Genomic DNA, 14,357 nt, shown 5'->3' with positions numbered 1-14,357 from the left:
GACAGTTTTTTCGGCATTATTTCGCCGCTGTGTTTATATATTTTAAATTCAGTTTTTTTGTGTTTATACTTAACTTCGCTAAGTCATCTAATAAAGCTCTAATATAGAGGCAAAACAGATAGTCAGTTGAGTATATTTAATTTGTATTTATTATTAAGAGGCCCCAATGGCAAAAGAAGATAACATTGAAATGCAAGGTACTATACTTGATACACTTCCAAACACGATGTTTCGTGTTGAACTTGAAAATGGTCATGTCGTTACTGCACATATTTCTGGTAAGATGCGAAAAAATTACATTCGTATTTTAACTGGCGATAAAGTTACCGTTGAAATGACACCTTACGATCTATCTAAAGCACGTATCATTTTCCGTAGTCGCTAATATCGTTATCAAAAATAAACTATTTAAAGCTACAAGGCTATAAACTGTTTATTTCTCTCTTTTTTAATAAAAAAATCCGTCGACCCTTGTCGACGGAAAAGAGAGGAGTTTAAACTAAACGATTGAATTAATCTTCTTTCGAAAAGTCCATCTGTTCGTATTTAACCCATTTTGTCTTCTTCACTATTTTGTAGCTAAAGTAAACTACTAAAAATAATGGTATACCAATATAGGTCGCGATAACACTATTCCAATCAATGGTATCTTGTAAAAAGGCCTCGTAATTTTGACCCAGTGTTATAATTAAGCATAATACAAAAGCAAAAATAGGACCAAATGGGAAGCAGCTTGATTGATACGGTAATTGATTAACATCATGACCTTGAATAGTGTAACCCTTTCTAAAACGATAATGGCTAATTGCAATTCCCAGCCAAGCAATAAAGCCTGTCATACCTGACATATTAAGCAACCATAAATAAACAGCTTGATCTTTGTACATCGAGGTTAAAAAACAAAGCATAGCCACAAACGTTGTTGCTAATAACGCAGCACGAGGCACACCTGACGATGATAAATTTGCAAAGATTTTAGGTGCTTTACCTTCTTTAGCAAGTGCATATAGCATGCGGGTTGAAGCATACAGCCCTGAATTACCCGCAGATAATACGGAAGTTAAAATAACTGCATTCATTAATGCCGCAGCAGATAATAATCCTGCATGCTCAAATACAAGGGTAAATGGACTAACACTGATATCAGATTCGTCGTTACGTAGTAAGTTAGAATCAGTATAAGGAATGATCAAACTGATAACTAAAATCGCAAAGATATAAAATAACAGGATTCGCCAAAATACCTGCCGCATAGCTTTAGGTATATTTTTTTCTGGATCTTTTGACTCACCAGCTGCAATACCAATTAATTCGGTACCTTGGAATGAAAAACCAACCACCATTGCTACACCAATCATTGATGAAAATCCACCTGCAAAAGGTGCTTCTTTGATGGACCAATTTTTCCAGCCAGCCACTTCGACACCTCGAAAGATGCCAATAATCATTAATAAGCCAACAACAATAAAAATAATCACAGTGACAACTTTAATTAATGAAAACCAAAATTCTGCTTCGCCAAAACCTTTAACTGAAATATAGTTTAAGCAAAAGATGATACTTAAAAACAATAAGCTCCATAACCAGCTATAAGGTCCTGCATCAAACCAATAAGAGATAACTAATTGAGCTGCTACTAGATCTACAGCAACCGTAATTGCCCAGTTGTACCAATAGTTCCAGCCAATGGCAAAACCAAACGCTTCATCGACATAACGTGAGCCATAAGTTGCAAAAGTACCTGAAACAGGTAAATAAGCTGCTAACTCACCAAGGCTGGTCATTAAAAAATACACCATCACACCTATAATGGCATACGAAAGCAATGCACCACCAGGACCAGCCTGAGCAACAGTTGCCCCTGATGCGACAAATAGCCCAGTTCCGATCGAGCCGCCAATAGCTATCATGGCTAAATGGCGGGCTTTTAAATCTCGTTTTAATTTATTTTTCATAATCATTTTCTTCTATCTAAAAAGATTAAATTTAATCGTAAAATTAGTCACTTATTTGATGTACAAAGCTATATGTGGCTAAAATATATCTTAAAATTGTTGATATTTATCATCAAATAATGAAGTGCGGGAAGTTTATCAAAAAAAATACTGTGCGAGATAAATAATTCTAATAATAAAGCTGTTTTATTAAATTTAAGCAATACCTAACCTTTAGTGAATTGTTCTAATTGAGTTAAATAATTCAATGCTTGCGTTCTATTATTACCACACATTTCGATGCATGGTTTTAATCGTCCACAAACTATTGGTCTTGATGGATGCAAAAACAGCTTACATCGATAATTATTATCTAAATGAATGCAAGCAACGCCGGCAGGTTTCCCCTTAGGCATACCAGGAATAGTTGATGAAATGGATGGAGCAATACAGCAAGCACCACAATTTTTCCTGCATTTAAATAAATCTGTCATAGCTTTTCTTTAATTTGAGGAACTTTGTTAAATTTTGTTGGTGACAATAGCAAGTTAGCGGTAAAATAGCGAGCTAATTTTTAATCCTTTTTATTAATAGTGAAGAATAAATATTATGGCTAAAGCAAATGAAATAAAACGTGGCGATGCTGTCGCCTATAATGGTAAATTATTACTTGTTAAAGATATTGATGTTCAAAGTCCAAGCGCACGTGGTGCAAGTACACTTTATAAAATGCGTTTTACCGATGTCAAAAATGGGGGTAAAGTTGAAGAACGCTTTAAAGGTGATGATATTCTCAAAACAATTGAACTATCGCGCCGTCCTGTTAGTTTTTCGTATATTGATGGCGATGAATATGTGTTTATGGATAACGAAGATTTTACCCCTTATATCTTCAAAAAAGAGCAAATAGAAGATGAGCTACTGTTTATTCCTGAAGGCGGCATGAATGGTATTCAAGTGCTAATGGCGGATGGCGAAGTCCTTGCTTTAGAATTACCGCAAACGGTTGATCTCGAAATTGTTGAAACTTCGCCAAGTATTAAAGGGGCGTCAGCCAGTGCGCGAACTAAACCAGCTACGTTATCAACAGGGCTTGTTATTCAGGTTCCTGAATATATTGATAACCACGAAAAAGTCAAAATTCATATTGCTGAACGCCGTTATATGAGCCGTGTCGAATAACCAATAGAATTGTAATGAATATATATAATCAAAATAAACTACACAAACGATTGCGTCGTTTGACTGGCGAGGCAATCGCTGACTTTAATATGATCGAAAAAGGTGATCGTATTATGGTTTGCTTATCAGGTGGTAAAGATAGTTATACTCTGCTTGATATTCTGATTAACTTGAAAATCAGTGCGCCCATAAACTTTGAACTAATTGCCGTTAATTTAGATCAAAAGCAACCGGGGTTTCCTGAAGATGTTTTACCTCAGTATTTGCAATCCCTAGGCATTGAATACAAAATCGTGCAAGAAAACACCTATGGTATTGTCAAAGAGAAGATACCTGAAGGTAAAACAACTTGTTCGCTTTGTTCACGACTACGCCGAGGAATTTTATACCGTACAGCCACAGAGCTTGGTGCAACTAAAATAGCCCTTGGACATCATCGTGATGATATTTTAGAAACACTATTTTTAAATATGTTCTATGGTGGAAAACTCAAAGCGATGCCACCGAAACTAATGAATGATTCAGGCGAACATATCATTATTCGACCACTAGCTTATTGCAAAGAAAAAGACATTGCTAGATATGCTGAAATCAAGCAATTCCCTATTATTCCTTGTAATCTTTGTGGTTCACAACCAAACTTACAAAGACAAGTAATTAAAGAAATGCTCAATGATTGGGATAAAAAGTTTCCTGGACGTATCGAAACTATGTTCCGTGCAACACAAAATATCACTCTATCCCATCTGTGTGATACCAATTTATTTGATTTTAAAGGAATTAAAAAAGGTGATCTTGCTGTTAATGGTGGCGATATCGCTTTTGACCGCGAAGATATCGCACCTATCGCAGGTTTTGATGCTTCAGAGCTTAAAGGTCAAGATATGATTTTATGGCAAGAAGCTAAATAGTTCGTTAATATCCTGCCTGTGATAATTATTTTCTCAATTAATGCCACTAGACACGAAAGTGGCATTAATGTTTATTTATATTACACAACAAACTTAACAAGCTGGATTTTGAAAAAAATTGATATCAACCATACATTTGAGCAAATTAATAATATTAATTGCTACGTTAACCATTTTTGCCAGCATTGGTTGACTATTTTTTTCTCTTGTATAAATAGCGAGTTATCAACCGTACTAGGTTGTAATTGCAAGGCAAGTTGATGAATTTTATTGCGCATGTCGATATAAGCTTGTGTTAGCTGCTGTGCTTCATGACAGTCCATGATTTGATAATTTGTTGCAAGTTCTAAAATTCGAACATTATCGCTCCACGTTGTCATTTTAGGATATTGATGAGCATAATTAAGCACAAGATATTGCGATAAAAACTCAATATCCCCAATTCCCCCCTCATCAATCTTTAAATTAAATAAATTAGCTTGTGTCGTGCCAAGATGACTTCTCATTTTTTTACGCATTTGCCAAACTTCTGTTTTTAGTTTTTTTTCATCACGCTTTTTACAAAGTACATTACGACGAATTTGGTTAAAGCGTTTAATTAATTCATCTTCACCATAAACTGCTCTGGCTCGCACTAATGCTTGATGTTCCCATGTCCACGCTTCATTCATTTGGTAATCTGCGAACGAATCTAAACTACATGCAAGTAGCCCAGCATCGCCCTGAGGGCGAAGCCTTACATCGACTTCATATAAAATACCAAAGCTAGTGCGCACATTAAATAAATGAATAATTCGCTGAACTAAACGCAAATAAAATTGACGGCTATCGATCTGTTTATTACTACCATTAGTCATACTGTTGATAGGGCAATCATGCAAAAATACTAAATCTAAATCTGATCCATAACCTAGCTCCCAACCACCTAGTTTGCCATATGCAACCACAACTAATCCTTTATCATTATCGGCTAAATGTTCTGGACTTCCATAACGGGTAACCATCTGATTCCATGCCATTTGCACCACAAAATCTAATAATGATTCAGCCACATAAGTTAGGTGATCGCTTACTTTCATGGTGGTTAATACATTCTCAACATCGGCAGCCGCTATATGCAGTAATTGCATCTGTTTAAATTGTCGTAAAGCTTCGAGTTGTTGTTCTTCATCATCAACTTGAATACGTAATAAATATTGATAGAGCTGACTTTTATACTCATCAGGCGCAACGGTTTGATACAATGAATTAATATCAATAAGTTCATCTAACAATATAGGATAATGAGCAAGTTGATCACTAATCATTGGCGATGCACTACATAAGCGAATTAATTGTTTTAAGGCAGTCGAATATTCTAGTAATAACTCTAAATAAGTAGTGCGACTGACAATATTAACCAGCAAAGGCAAAATTCTTGATAAAACCACTATTGCTGTCTTTTCGCTACAAATTGACTCTAATAAACGTGGCATTAATTGATCGAGTATTTCGCGCCCTCGTACACCAATGGTGCGTTTACCAATATCATCACGAAACTGTACCAGCAATTGATGAAGTTGCTTAACTTCTGTATCTGAAAAAGCCGGTAATATTTGGCTGACATCGCTTATTTGAAGATCAGGTACCCAAAGATCGTCAAATTGATCGTTATATTGTTTGGTTGTTAAGGTTGATTCTGATTCATTTTCGCCAATAAGTTCATTAAAGATTTGTCGATTAATTTGCATTCGTTTGGATAAGCTATGTTCAAATTCCCCCCAATTAGTAAATCCCATGCTTGTGGCTAAACGTAATTGATCGAGCTCATCATCAGGTAGTGTTTGAGTTTGTTCATCGCAAATAGCTTGTAGTATATTTTCACAACGACGTAAAAATAAATAATTTTCTCGTAGTACGGTTACTTCGTCAGTGTTAAGTAATGACTCTTGTTCAATAACCAGTAAAGCCGCCAGCAGTGAACGTGTTTGCAAACCAACCACTCGACCACCACGAATGAGTTGAAAGACTTGTACAATAAACTCTATCTCACGAATACCCCCAGCTCCAAGTTTGATATTATTCTTTAACTCGCGACGGCGCACTTCACGTTCAATCATACTTTTCATATTACGTAATGATTGTAATACACTAAAGTCGATATAACGGCGATAAATAAACGGTTTTAATAATTGGTAAAGTTCGATGGTATAATGTGCTTGTTGGCAACCAAGTATCTTCGCTTTGACCATTGCATAACGTTCCCAATCACGTCCTTGTTCTTGGTAGTAATCCTCCATAGCAGAGAAACTTAGTACCAAAGGTCCACCATCACCAAGCGGTCGCAAGCGCATATCAACACGGTAGACAAAACCGTCTTCAGTTATTTGATCTAGTGCTTTAATTAAACGTTGACCTAATCGAGTAAAGAATACAGCATTATCTAGCTCTCGCCGCCCTCCTTGTGTTTGCCCATGCTCTGGATAAGTAAAAATCAAATCAATATCGGACGAAAAATTAAGCTCACCACCGCCTAGTTTTCCCATACCTAAAACCAGTAGTGGCTGTGGTTCACCTTGAGCATTACAAGGTATTCCCCATTCTTTACAACTTAGCTCATATAGCCAATCACGAGCAGTAACAATGATCACCTCAGCCAGTTCACTTAATTGTAATAAAATCTGCTCATCATTGCTGATATGTGCTAATTGAGACCACGCTAACCGGACTAAAATATAACGACGAAATTGTCTTAATATCTTCATAAATTCAGTTTCATCTGAAACTGTTAGTAATTTTTCATTTAACCAAGTTTGGTAATACTGCCTTTCGTCTGCTTGTGGTGAATTTTTTACAATGTCAGAAAACCACTGTGGAAATCGATAAAAGGCATCCACCAAAAAATCACTGTAAACTAAAATATCCAGATTAGCTTGTATTTGAGTTGGATTGCATTGTGCTAGTTTAGCGATGACTTTGACCTTTTGAGCACCAATAATATTTGTTTGTTGCATATTACTTTCCCACCTACAAAGTTGATTAACTAATAGTACCCGATCTTTTTAAAAATAGCTTAACACTTATTTTCGGTACTGTGTAAGTAGATAACTCTCAACAAATAAAGTAGATAAATATGTTAGTCTTAATTATAAATATCTATCTATTGAATAGCATTCTTAAAAAGACCCAAGTAACCAACAAAACAAGATGTAAAACTCGATAATTTGAAAAACGATAGTTTCATTGGACTTTCTTTATATCTCTATTCAATTTATTCCATTAGTGATTTATTAGTGCAATTAACATTAACTTTAATTTAGTGTTTATCTCACTATAAGCAAAATCTTTTACTGAATGAACAGATAATTTTGCCATTTGCCATTGGGTAAATTCTGGTTCGTGAGATATCAATTTATCTTTCAATAGATGATCTACCTGATTTAACGTTTGTTGATAACCTTCTAAATCATTCACTTCTAATGCATACTCTTCGTTTTGTTGCCAAAATTCGAGTAAGTTAGATATGTCATATTGAATTGAGGTGTCATAAGGATATTTTCTTATCGACTGATTATTCAATAATCGATAACCTCTGGATGCTTTACTTTGTGAAAATAGATGTAAATGAAATCGGCTTAGCTCAATAGCAAAATTAAGTAAATCTTGTTTACTACCTTGTTTGAGCTCTAGCTCGACTTCTTGAATGATTTTAACTTTTCCATTTGACTTAATTTCCCCTTGATCTAATACCACTTCAATTTCGCTAGTCGCAAACGAAATCAACCAAGCTTGTCTTAAAAAATTCGTACTAAACAAAGGCAATAAATCTTTTTGTAACCAACCAATATTACAATTATCAGGCAATGCCGAATATGGTAATACAGTTAAATCAGGTTCTGAATTAGGTAATTCGGCATTAAATTCTGTACGTTCGTGTAACCCAGCCACAGATTTACTATCACACTTTAAGGTGATTTCAAACTGTTTTTTATTATTATCTTCGCACTCCCTTACTCGCAATCCACAATGGTTGTTGCGCAAATAATAACCTCTTGTATCATAATAAGTATTGATCAGATTCAGTTTTGCAGAGCTTCGTTTAGCTGATAAAATAGCCGACAATTCAGCTTCGTCACAATCCGCCCATTGTTCTAAAAAATTTTTTAAACTAGCAATATCGCTGGTATTGATTTCAAACTTTAATTCAATTTCGTTACTCATTATTCAGTTTTATATTGGTTATTTTGCTATATCATATATTGAATAATCTAAGAAATATACTCAATCATGAATTAACAAAAATTGAACCAGATAAATGTTTTAAAGGTAGCTATAGTTTTATTCATTAGTTAAGTAATATGAAGCTGCTCACTTATGAGTGTGAGCAACAGCAAATTTATAATTTGGTTAGTTTAATAAATCTTTAGATAACAAAAATAGTTATTTTACAACACGAAATGGATTAGGTTTGGGTTTAGATTGCACCGGTTGTTGAGATGAAGTTTCTCGTTTTGCATGATATTGTGGTTCATCCTCAAATCCCATACCAACACCGTTTTCTCGGGCGTAAATGGCCTCGATTGCCGCCATTGGCACAACAATGTGTTGAGGCACACCAGAAAAGCGAGCATTGAATTCAATTTGTTCATTAGTAGCTAAATATTGACCGACTGATTGTGGAGCAATATTTAATACGATTTGATTATTTTGGATAAACTCCTGCGGCACTAATACTCCATATACCGAAGTATTCACCACAATATAAGGCGTGAAGTCGTTTTCTAAAATCCAATCATAAAAAGCTCTAAATATATAAGGGCGACGTGGAGTCATTTGCTCAAGTTCCATTAAAACCACCTAGTCTAAAATTATCGTAAATAAAGATAAATTTAATTGATTATGATCTTATCTTTTTTTCTTCTTCGGTTAATGAATTAACAAAAGCAGGACGCTCAAAAATTCGCGCCATATAAGCTAAATAATTCTTTTCAGCCACTTTGGGTAATTCAATATCAAGTAACGGTAAACGCCAAAGTAATGGAGCAAAATAACAATCACATAAAGTAAAATCATCACTCATAAAATAATCTTTTTCTTTAAACATAACCGAAATTGAAATAAGATCATCAAGAAGATTTTTCCGAGCCGTTTTGGCTACATTGCTATTAGGATCGGCAATAATCATTTCGTAAGCGCTATACCACTCTTTTTTAATGCGATACATTGTTAAACGAGAATTTGCACGAACAATTGGATAAACTGGCATTAATGGTGGATGCGGAAAGCGTTCATCAAGATATTCTAATGCAATATGTGGTTCATATAACGTAAGATCGCGATCAATTAAAGTTGGAATTGAACTGTAGGGATTAAGATCCAATAATTCCTGTGGTAGATTATCTGCCGTTACAAACTCTATTTCGGCAGTTACCCCTTTTTCTGCCAGAACAAAACGAATCTGATGCCCGTAAATATCTGTTGTATCACAAAATAATGTCATTACAGAACGTTTATTAACAGCAACAACCATATTCACTCCAAATATGTAAAATTAAAATAATTCTTGTTGGTAGTTATTCTAACAAATTGGATAACAAAATTGTTAAAAAAAATAAATTTTCTTAAATTCTTTTCATGAAGAATACATTTTTAGCAAGAAGTTTCAGGAAATCATACGTTTTAGTATAACGGAAAAACAAATTATTTAGATTTATCTAGTCAAAGAATATTTATTGTGTAGGTAACCTTCCATTATTAAAACTTTTAACCTACTGAACGTTGTTTTTAAATAAATAAAATCAGCATAAAAAAACCCAGATAATACTGGGTTTTTGAAACAAACTTGTAATGTGTTTGTAATGTTGAAATTAACGTTTGCTGAATTGTGGACGACGACGCGCTTTGCGTAGACCCACTTTTTTACGTTCAACTTGACGTGCATCACGAGTTACGAAGCCTGCTTGACGTAACGCAGAACGCAAAGTCTCGTCATATTCCATTAATGCACGAGTAATACCGTGACGAATCGCACCAGCTTGACCTGAAATACCACCACCTTTAACCGTGATGTAAAGATCAAGTTTGTCAGTCATTTCAACTAACTCTAACGGTTGCATAACAACCATACGAGCAGTATCACGACCAAAGTATTGTTCTAATGAACGTTTGTTAATAACGATGTTACCACTACCTGGTTTGATAAATACACGAGCAGCAGAACTTTTGCGGCGACCTGTACCGTAATATTGATTATCAGCCATCTTTTATCCCCTTAAATATCTAATACTTGCGGTTGTTGTGCCGCATGATTGTGCTCATTACCAGCATAAACTTTTAGTTTACGGTACATTGCACGACCAAGAGGACCTTTCGGTAACATGCCTTTTACAGCAATTTCGATGACTTGTTCAGGATGACGTTCAATCATTTCTTTAAAAGTCGCTTCTTTAAGTCCACCGATATAGCCAGTATGACGATAATAAATCTTATCAGTGCGTTTTTTGCCTGTTACAGCAACTTTTTCTGCATTGATAACGATAATATAATCACCTGTATCAACATGTGGCGTATATTCTGCTTTGTGTTTACCACGCAAACGGCTTGCGATTTCAGTAGCTAAACGACCTAACGTTTTACCTGCTGCATCAACAACATACCAGTCGCGTTTAACTGTTTCTGGTTTAGCTGAAAAAGTACTCATTCGTAATTATCCAATTTTTAAATTAATCTCACGTTAATAAATCATTTGATTTATTTACACTTTTTGATTACCTCTATTAATTAATTTACCCCTTCGAGTAGTTATATTAATATTGATAACCGCAAACAACGTTGGGAAAAACATTGTCGTAACGTGGGTGGCAACATTATACAGAAATAATATAAAAGCGCTAGAGCAAAAAAGAAAAAATCATGGCGATAAGAAGAGCTTACTGTTAAACTTTCACTTAACATTAAATAACGACATATTGATATAAATGAACAATACAATTCGTCTTTCTAAAGAAGATTATATAGGCAGAGGCTTACACCGCAAATGCTATCATCATCCAGAAAATCCCAATAAATGCATTAAAGTCAATTATAATGATGGTGCAGAAGAAGAAACAAAACGTGAAATCAGCTATTATAAACACCTTATTAAACGTAATGTTTCATGGGGTGCATTAGCCCAATATTATGGCCCTGTTTCAACAAGTTATGGTGAAGGTCATGTTTTCGAACTTATTCGAGATTATAATGGTGAAATAGCTATACCGCTTGAAAAATACCTTGCTAATAAAAAATTAACTCAGCAATATTATGATGATTTAGTTATATCATTAAAAAATTTAAAATCAGCCATATTAAAAGACCGCATTATTACAATGACAATAAAAAGCAAAAATATATTATTTCAACACTTAAGTACTGAAAAAAGTCGTTTAGTGATTATTGATAATATTGGTAACTCAACCTTAATTCCTATTGCCACTTACATTCCTTTTTTTGCTAAAGCTAAAATTGAACGAACGTGGCAACGTTTTTTAACATCAATGATTAAAGAAAATAGCCACAATATATTAATCACTCGTTTAGTTGAAGATGTGAATCAATGATACAAAATTGTGCAATAACACCTTTCATATTATCGGGTCTATTTTTAAGTTAAATAGACCATGATGTAACTTAACTATACGGTTGACAATACTTAACCCAAGCCTAATACCGTTATGCTTGAGATCCATGCGAAAAAAGGCTTGGGGCAGTTTTTCGCTTTTAGATTCATCAATCCCCTTGTCTTCATCTTCGACCGTAATAACGATGCCCTTTTTATATTGATAGCAACTTACCATAATTTTGGTGTTATCTGGACTGTAGTGATAACTATCTTCGATCAAATTACGCACTAACTGTCTTATGAAGGTCACATTACCATTAAAAACAAGATCTTTATTAATGATATACTACTCAAGTTTTTGCTGTTTTTTTAAGGTTAATTGTGTTAGCTCATCGAACAAATGAATCATAATATCGTTATAAAAATTAATATGTTGATATTGACCTTTTGTGAAATTTTGACTGGTCGTGCAAGCATTAATAAAATAACTTTTAGACGGTATTAACTAATCGATCTATACGACTAATTAATTCACAACAATCAATCTTATGTTTATTTCCTAACAATTCTAAATGCAAACGGATACCTGCTAAAGGTGTTCGCATTTCGTGAGACACATCAGCAGTAAAAAGACGTTCTTGAGATAATGTATTATTCAACCTAACAAAAAAGGTTATTTAATACGGATGTAATCGATTTAATCTCCCCTATATTACTGATTGGTTCAATGAGTTTTGGATTTTCTTCGGTACGCTGATTAAGATTTTTTTCTAAAATTTCAATTGGTTTTATGATTCGTTTGATGAGTTGGTATGCTAAAAATAGTGTGACTAACATCATTGAAAGCGCAGAACAAAATAAAACAAAAATGGCTTCTAGCTCTTCTTAAACAACTTCATCAATTTTATTTTGGCTTATAGTTAAGCTAATCAAAGTATCAATTTGTTCTTTACTTTCATGCCATAACTAAAGAACAGTAATAATCTGACAAAACAGCATAATAAAGCCTAAAATAAAGAAAAGGTTCCAACGAATGCTATGTCGTATATTATTAAATAATTTTGAAACCATAATTTGTCTAATTTGAATTAATCAACTATGGGATTTACTCACTTTGTTTACAGTAAATCCATGGCTTTGCCCATTCTTGCCAAACTGTAACGGCTTTTGATCTATTCCGTTATATTGTGCCGTTGTTTAATTTCGGCGAGCGCTTCTAATGATGTGGCATTAAATGCTTCTACCATCCATTCGGGCCAGTCTTGACCGTCAATCCTATGGGCTTTAAATTCCGCTTCTTGATCTGATTTATATTCGCCATCATCGATATTGGCAGATTTATAATACACCATAAAACTATTGATCCAACCCCAAACAAATGTACTCCCTGCGCCTGCTCGGGCAGGATCTAGCATGATATGATCAATCACTTGATGCGTACCGGATTGGCACACCATTAACACGGTCGAGGTTAGAGCATTACGCGACATATTATGGATAATAACACCATGCAAATCATCCCAATCATACTCCTTTATACGGCGTTTTTTCGGTTGTAAAAATACCGCAGGACGGCGTAATACTTTAAAGTTAAAAAAATAACTTTCGTTAACATAGACTTTACCTGTTTTACGGTTAAATATAATAGGACTACCACGACGGGAGAATAGATTATGATACAGTTGAGGAACAGCATAATACATACCGATACAACAGGTAATAAATCCAATAATTCCAATAAAACAAAGCATTCTACCACTATCAGGATGATCATAATCCATAATAAATGTAGGAAAACCAATAAGAAGTATTAATAAAACAATAACGACAACAAAATAGAGACAGGCATAAAAAATCTGATCATTGTGATCCTGACGAATAAAGGCACAATAGGTATTATTAGTATAGCTTAAGCGATCGTCATGCAGGGGCACTAAACGTGGACCTTTATCTAGATCACCAAACCAACCAAAAATTTGTGGACGGTATTTTGATGGCATTTTATTCTCCTTTTATTTATTCTTCATGAAATTGGTTACTGCTTCGGTTAATGATAAGTGGAATTTCGCCATCATCTTGTGCATTAGGGCTGATATTGATTTGATAGTTATTTATTAGATCATAAGCAAAGGTGCCCGCTATCCAAGTTATCACCGTTAGGTGGCTATCTGACTGATGAGGATCGGTTTTTTTCACTTCGATTTTTTCAATATCGTTAAAATTAGATTGCCATACCGCTTTGCCCATTCTTGCCAAACTGTAACGGCTTTTGGGCTATTCCGTTATATGGTGCCGTTGTTTAATTTCAGCTAACTCTGCTAATGATGTGGCATTAAACGCTTCAACCATCCATTCGGGCCAGTCTTGACCGGCAATCCTATGGGCTTTAAATTCCGCTTCTTGATCTGATTTATATTCGCCATCATCGATATTGGCAGATTTATAATACACCATAAAACTATTGATCCAACCCCAAACAAATGTACTCCCTGCGCCTGCTCGGGCAGGATCTAGCATGATATGATCAATCACTTGATGCGTACCGGATTGGCACACCATTAACACGGTCGAGGTTAGAGCATTACGCGACATATTATGGATAATAACACCATGCAAATCATCCCAATCATACTCCTTTATACGGCGTTTTTTCGGTTGTAAAAATACCGCAGGACGGCGTAATACTTTAAAGTTAAAAAAATAACTTTCGTTAACATAGACTTTACCTGTTTTACGGTTAAATATAATAGG

Annotated in this window: 17 protein-coding genes; 4 read left to right on the top strand and 13 right to left on the bottom strand. The window is 34.7% G+C overall.

Annotated elements, in window-relative coordinates:
• Positions 1–166 precede the first annotated feature (166 nt).
• Positions 167–385 carry a translation initiation factor IF-1 gene (gene infA, locus A9G23_RS02315; RefSeq protein ID WP_025315083.1) on the top strand — a complete coding sequence of 73 codons (219 nt, stop codon included), beginning with the start codon at positions 167–169 and terminating at the stop codon, positions 383–385.
• 127 nt (positions 386–512) lie between these two features.
• Here the strand turns inward: infA and A9G23_RS02310 are convergent, their stop codons facing one another.
• A complete protein-coding gene (locus A9G23_RS02310) occupies positions 513–1,955 on the bottom strand; it encodes an amino acid permease (protein WP_255306864.1) in 1,443 nt (480 codons plus the stop codon).
• A gap of 206 nt (positions 1,956–2,161) precedes the next feature.
• Positions 2,162–2,428 (bottom strand): YkgJ family cysteine cluster protein, encoded by a 267-nt coding sequence (locus A9G23_RS02305; protein ID WP_065586089.1) that lies wholly within the window; start codon positions 2,426–2,428, stop codon positions 2,162–2,164.
• 115 nt (positions 2,429–2,543) lie between these two features.
• Between A9G23_RS02305 and yeiP the strand changes: the two genes are divergently transcribed.
• Both yeiP and ttcA read left to right on the top strand, forming a co-directional pair.
• On the top strand, positions 2,544–3,116 hold the full coding sequence (yeiP, locus tag A9G23_RS02300; RefSeq protein ID WP_065586088.1) for an elongation factor P-like protein YeiP: 573 nt from the start codon (positions 2,544–2,546) through the stop codon (positions 3,114–3,116).
• A gap of 14 nt (positions 3,117–3,130) precedes the next feature.
• Positions 3,131–4,027 (top strand): tRNA 2-thiocytidine(32) synthetase TtcA, encoded by an 897-nt coding sequence (gene ttcA / locus A9G23_RS02295; RefSeq protein WP_065586087.1) that lies wholly within the window; start codon positions 3,131–3,133, stop codon positions 4,025–4,027.
• Between the two features lie 161 nt (positions 4,028–4,188).
• Here ttcA and glnE read toward each other — a convergent pair whose 3' ends face one another.
• From glnE to rplM, 6 genes are all read right to left on the bottom strand, one after another.
• Entirely contained in the window at positions 4,189–7,020 is a 2,832-nt protein-coding gene (gene glnE, locus A9G23_RS02290; RefSeq protein WP_081296906.1) for a bifunctional [glutamate--ammonia ligase]-adenylyl-L-tyrosine phosphorylase/[glutamate--ammonia-ligase] adenylyltransferase, read from the bottom strand.
• Positions 7,021–7,285: 265 nt separating this feature from the next.
• Positions 7,286–8,227, bottom strand: a complete 942-nt coding sequence (locus A9G23_RS02285; protein ID WP_065586086.1) for a CYTH domain-containing protein — start codon at positions 8,225–8,227, stop codon at positions 7,286–7,288.
• A 219-nt stretch (positions 8,228–8,446) separates the two neighbouring features.
• Complete coding sequence (locus A9G23_RS02280) at positions 8,447–8,854, bottom strand: ClpXP protease specificity-enhancing factor (RefSeq protein WP_065586085.1); 408 nt, start codon at positions 8,852–8,854, stop codon at positions 8,447–8,449.
• A gap of 49 nt (positions 8,855–8,903) precedes the next feature.
• On the bottom strand, positions 8,904–9,536 hold the full coding sequence (locus A9G23_RS02275) for a glutathione S-transferase N-terminal domain-containing protein (protein WP_065586084.1): 633 nt from the start codon (positions 9,534–9,536) through the stop codon (positions 8,904–8,906).
• Between the two features lie 337 nt (positions 9,537–9,873).
• Positions 9,874–10,266, bottom strand: coding sequence for a 30S ribosomal protein S9 (rpsI, locus tag A9G23_RS02270; protein WP_034915459.1), 393 nt, complete (start codon positions 10,264–10,266; stop codon positions 9,874–9,876).
• An 11-nt stretch (positions 10,267–10,277) separates the two neighbouring features.
• Complete coding sequence (gene rplM, locus A9G23_RS02265; RefSeq protein ID WP_065566227.1) at positions 10,278–10,706, bottom strand: 50S ribosomal protein L13; 429 nt, start codon at positions 10,704–10,706, stop codon at positions 10,278–10,280.
• Between the two features lie 277 nt (positions 10,707–10,983).
• Between rplM and A9G23_RS02260 the strand changes: the two genes are divergently transcribed.
• Positions 10,984–11,604 (top strand): YrbL family protein, encoded by a 621-nt coding sequence (locus tag A9G23_RS02260; RefSeq protein WP_065586083.1) that lies wholly within the window; start codon positions 10,984–10,986, stop codon positions 11,602–11,604.
• Positions 11,605–11,628: 24 nt separating this feature from the next.
• Here the strand turns inward: A9G23_RS02260 and A9G23_RS11140 are convergent, their stop codons facing one another.
• The 5 genes from A9G23_RS11140 to A9G23_RS11445 all read right to left on the bottom strand — a co-directional run.
• Positions 11,629–11,916 carry an ATP-binding protein gene (locus tag A9G23_RS11140; RefSeq protein WP_255306863.1) on the bottom strand — a complete coding sequence of 96 codons (288 nt, stop codon included), beginning with the start codon at positions 11,914–11,916 and terminating at the stop codon, positions 11,629–11,631.
• A gap of 181 nt (positions 11,917–12,097) precedes the next feature.
• Positions 12,098–12,265: a histidine kinase dimerization/phospho-acceptor domain-containing protein gene (locus A9G23_RS11810; RefSeq protein WP_442899755.1), complete on the bottom strand. Its 168-nt coding sequence runs from the start codon at positions 12,263–12,265 to the stop codon at positions 12,098–12,100.
• 513 nt (positions 12,266–12,778) lie between these two features.
• Positions 12,779–13,606, bottom strand: coding sequence for a DUF6708 domain-containing protein (locus A9G23_RS02250; RefSeq protein ID WP_065586082.1), 828 nt, complete (start codon positions 13,604–13,606; stop codon positions 12,779–12,781).
• A 16-nt stretch (positions 13,607–13,622) separates the two neighbouring features.
• Positions 13,623–13,862: a hypothetical protein gene (locus tag A9G23_RS02245; RefSeq protein ID WP_141674890.1), complete on the bottom strand. Its 240-nt coding sequence runs from the start codon at positions 13,860–13,862 to the stop codon at positions 13,623–13,625.
• 18 nt (positions 13,863–13,880) lie between these two features.
• Positions 13,881–14,357 (bottom strand): DUF6708 domain-containing protein (locus tag A9G23_RS11445; RefSeq protein ID WP_218059467.1); only part of this gene is annotated, 477 nt, incomplete at its 5' end.

The sequence above is a fragment of the Gilliamella sp. App4-10 genome (assembly GCF_001690495.1).
Classification (GTDB): Bacteria; Pseudomonadota; Gammaproteobacteria; order Enterobacterales; family Orbaceae; genus Gilliamella; species Gilliamella apicola_G.
Note: the sequence above shows the minus strand (reverse complement) of the source record. Positions and strands in the feature narration are given on the sequence as shown.

Excerpts from the sequence above, each read along its gene's own strand:
- infA (WP_025315083.1), top strand. The coding sequence starts at position 167 with ATGGCAAAAGAAGATAACATTGAAATGCAAGGTACTATACTTGATACA.
- A9G23_RS02310 (WP_255306864.1), bottom strand. The coding sequence starts at position 1,955 with ATGAAAAATAAATTAAAACGAGATTTAAAAGCCCGCCATTTAGCCATG.
- A9G23_RS02305 (WP_065586089.1), bottom strand. The coding sequence starts at position 2,428 with ATGACAGATTTATTTAAATGCAGGAAAAATTGTGGTGCTTGCTGTATT.
- yeiP (WP_065586088.1), top strand. The coding sequence starts at position 2,544 with ATGGCTAAAGCAAATGAAATAAAACGTGGCGATGCTGTCGCCTATAAT.
- ttcA (WP_065586087.1), top strand. The coding sequence starts at position 3,131 with ATGAATATATATAATCAAAATAAACTACACAAACGATTGCGTCGTTTG.
- glnE (WP_081296906.1), bottom strand. The coding sequence starts at position 7,020 with ATGCAACAAACAAATATTATTGGTGCTCAAAAGGTCAAAGTCATCGCT.
- A9G23_RS02285 (WP_065586086.1), bottom strand. The coding sequence starts at position 8,227 with ATGAGTAACGAAATTGAATTAAAGTTTGAAATCAATACCAGCGATATT.
- A9G23_RS02280 (WP_065586085.1), bottom strand. The coding sequence starts at position 8,854 with ATGGAACTTGAGCAAATGACTCCACGTCGCCCTTATATATTTAGAGCT.
- A9G23_RS02275 (WP_065586084.1), bottom strand. The coding sequence starts at position 9,536 with ATGGTTGTTGCTGTTAATAAACGTTCTGTAATGACATTATTTTGTGAT.
- rpsI (WP_034915459.1), bottom strand. The coding sequence starts at position 10,266 with ATGGCTGATAATCAATATTACGGTACAGGTCGCCGCAAAAGTTCTGCT.
- rplM (WP_065566227.1), bottom strand. The coding sequence starts at position 10,706 with ATGAGTACTTTTTCAGCTAAACCAGAAACAGTTAAACGCGACTGGTAT.
- A9G23_RS02260 (WP_065586083.1), top strand. The coding sequence starts at position 10,984 with ATGAACAATACAATTCGTCTTTCTAAAGAAGATTATATAGGCAGAGGC.
- A9G23_RS02250 (WP_065586082.1), bottom strand. The coding sequence starts at position 13,606 with ATGCCATCAAAATACCGTCCACAAATTTTTGGTTGGTTTGGTGATCTA.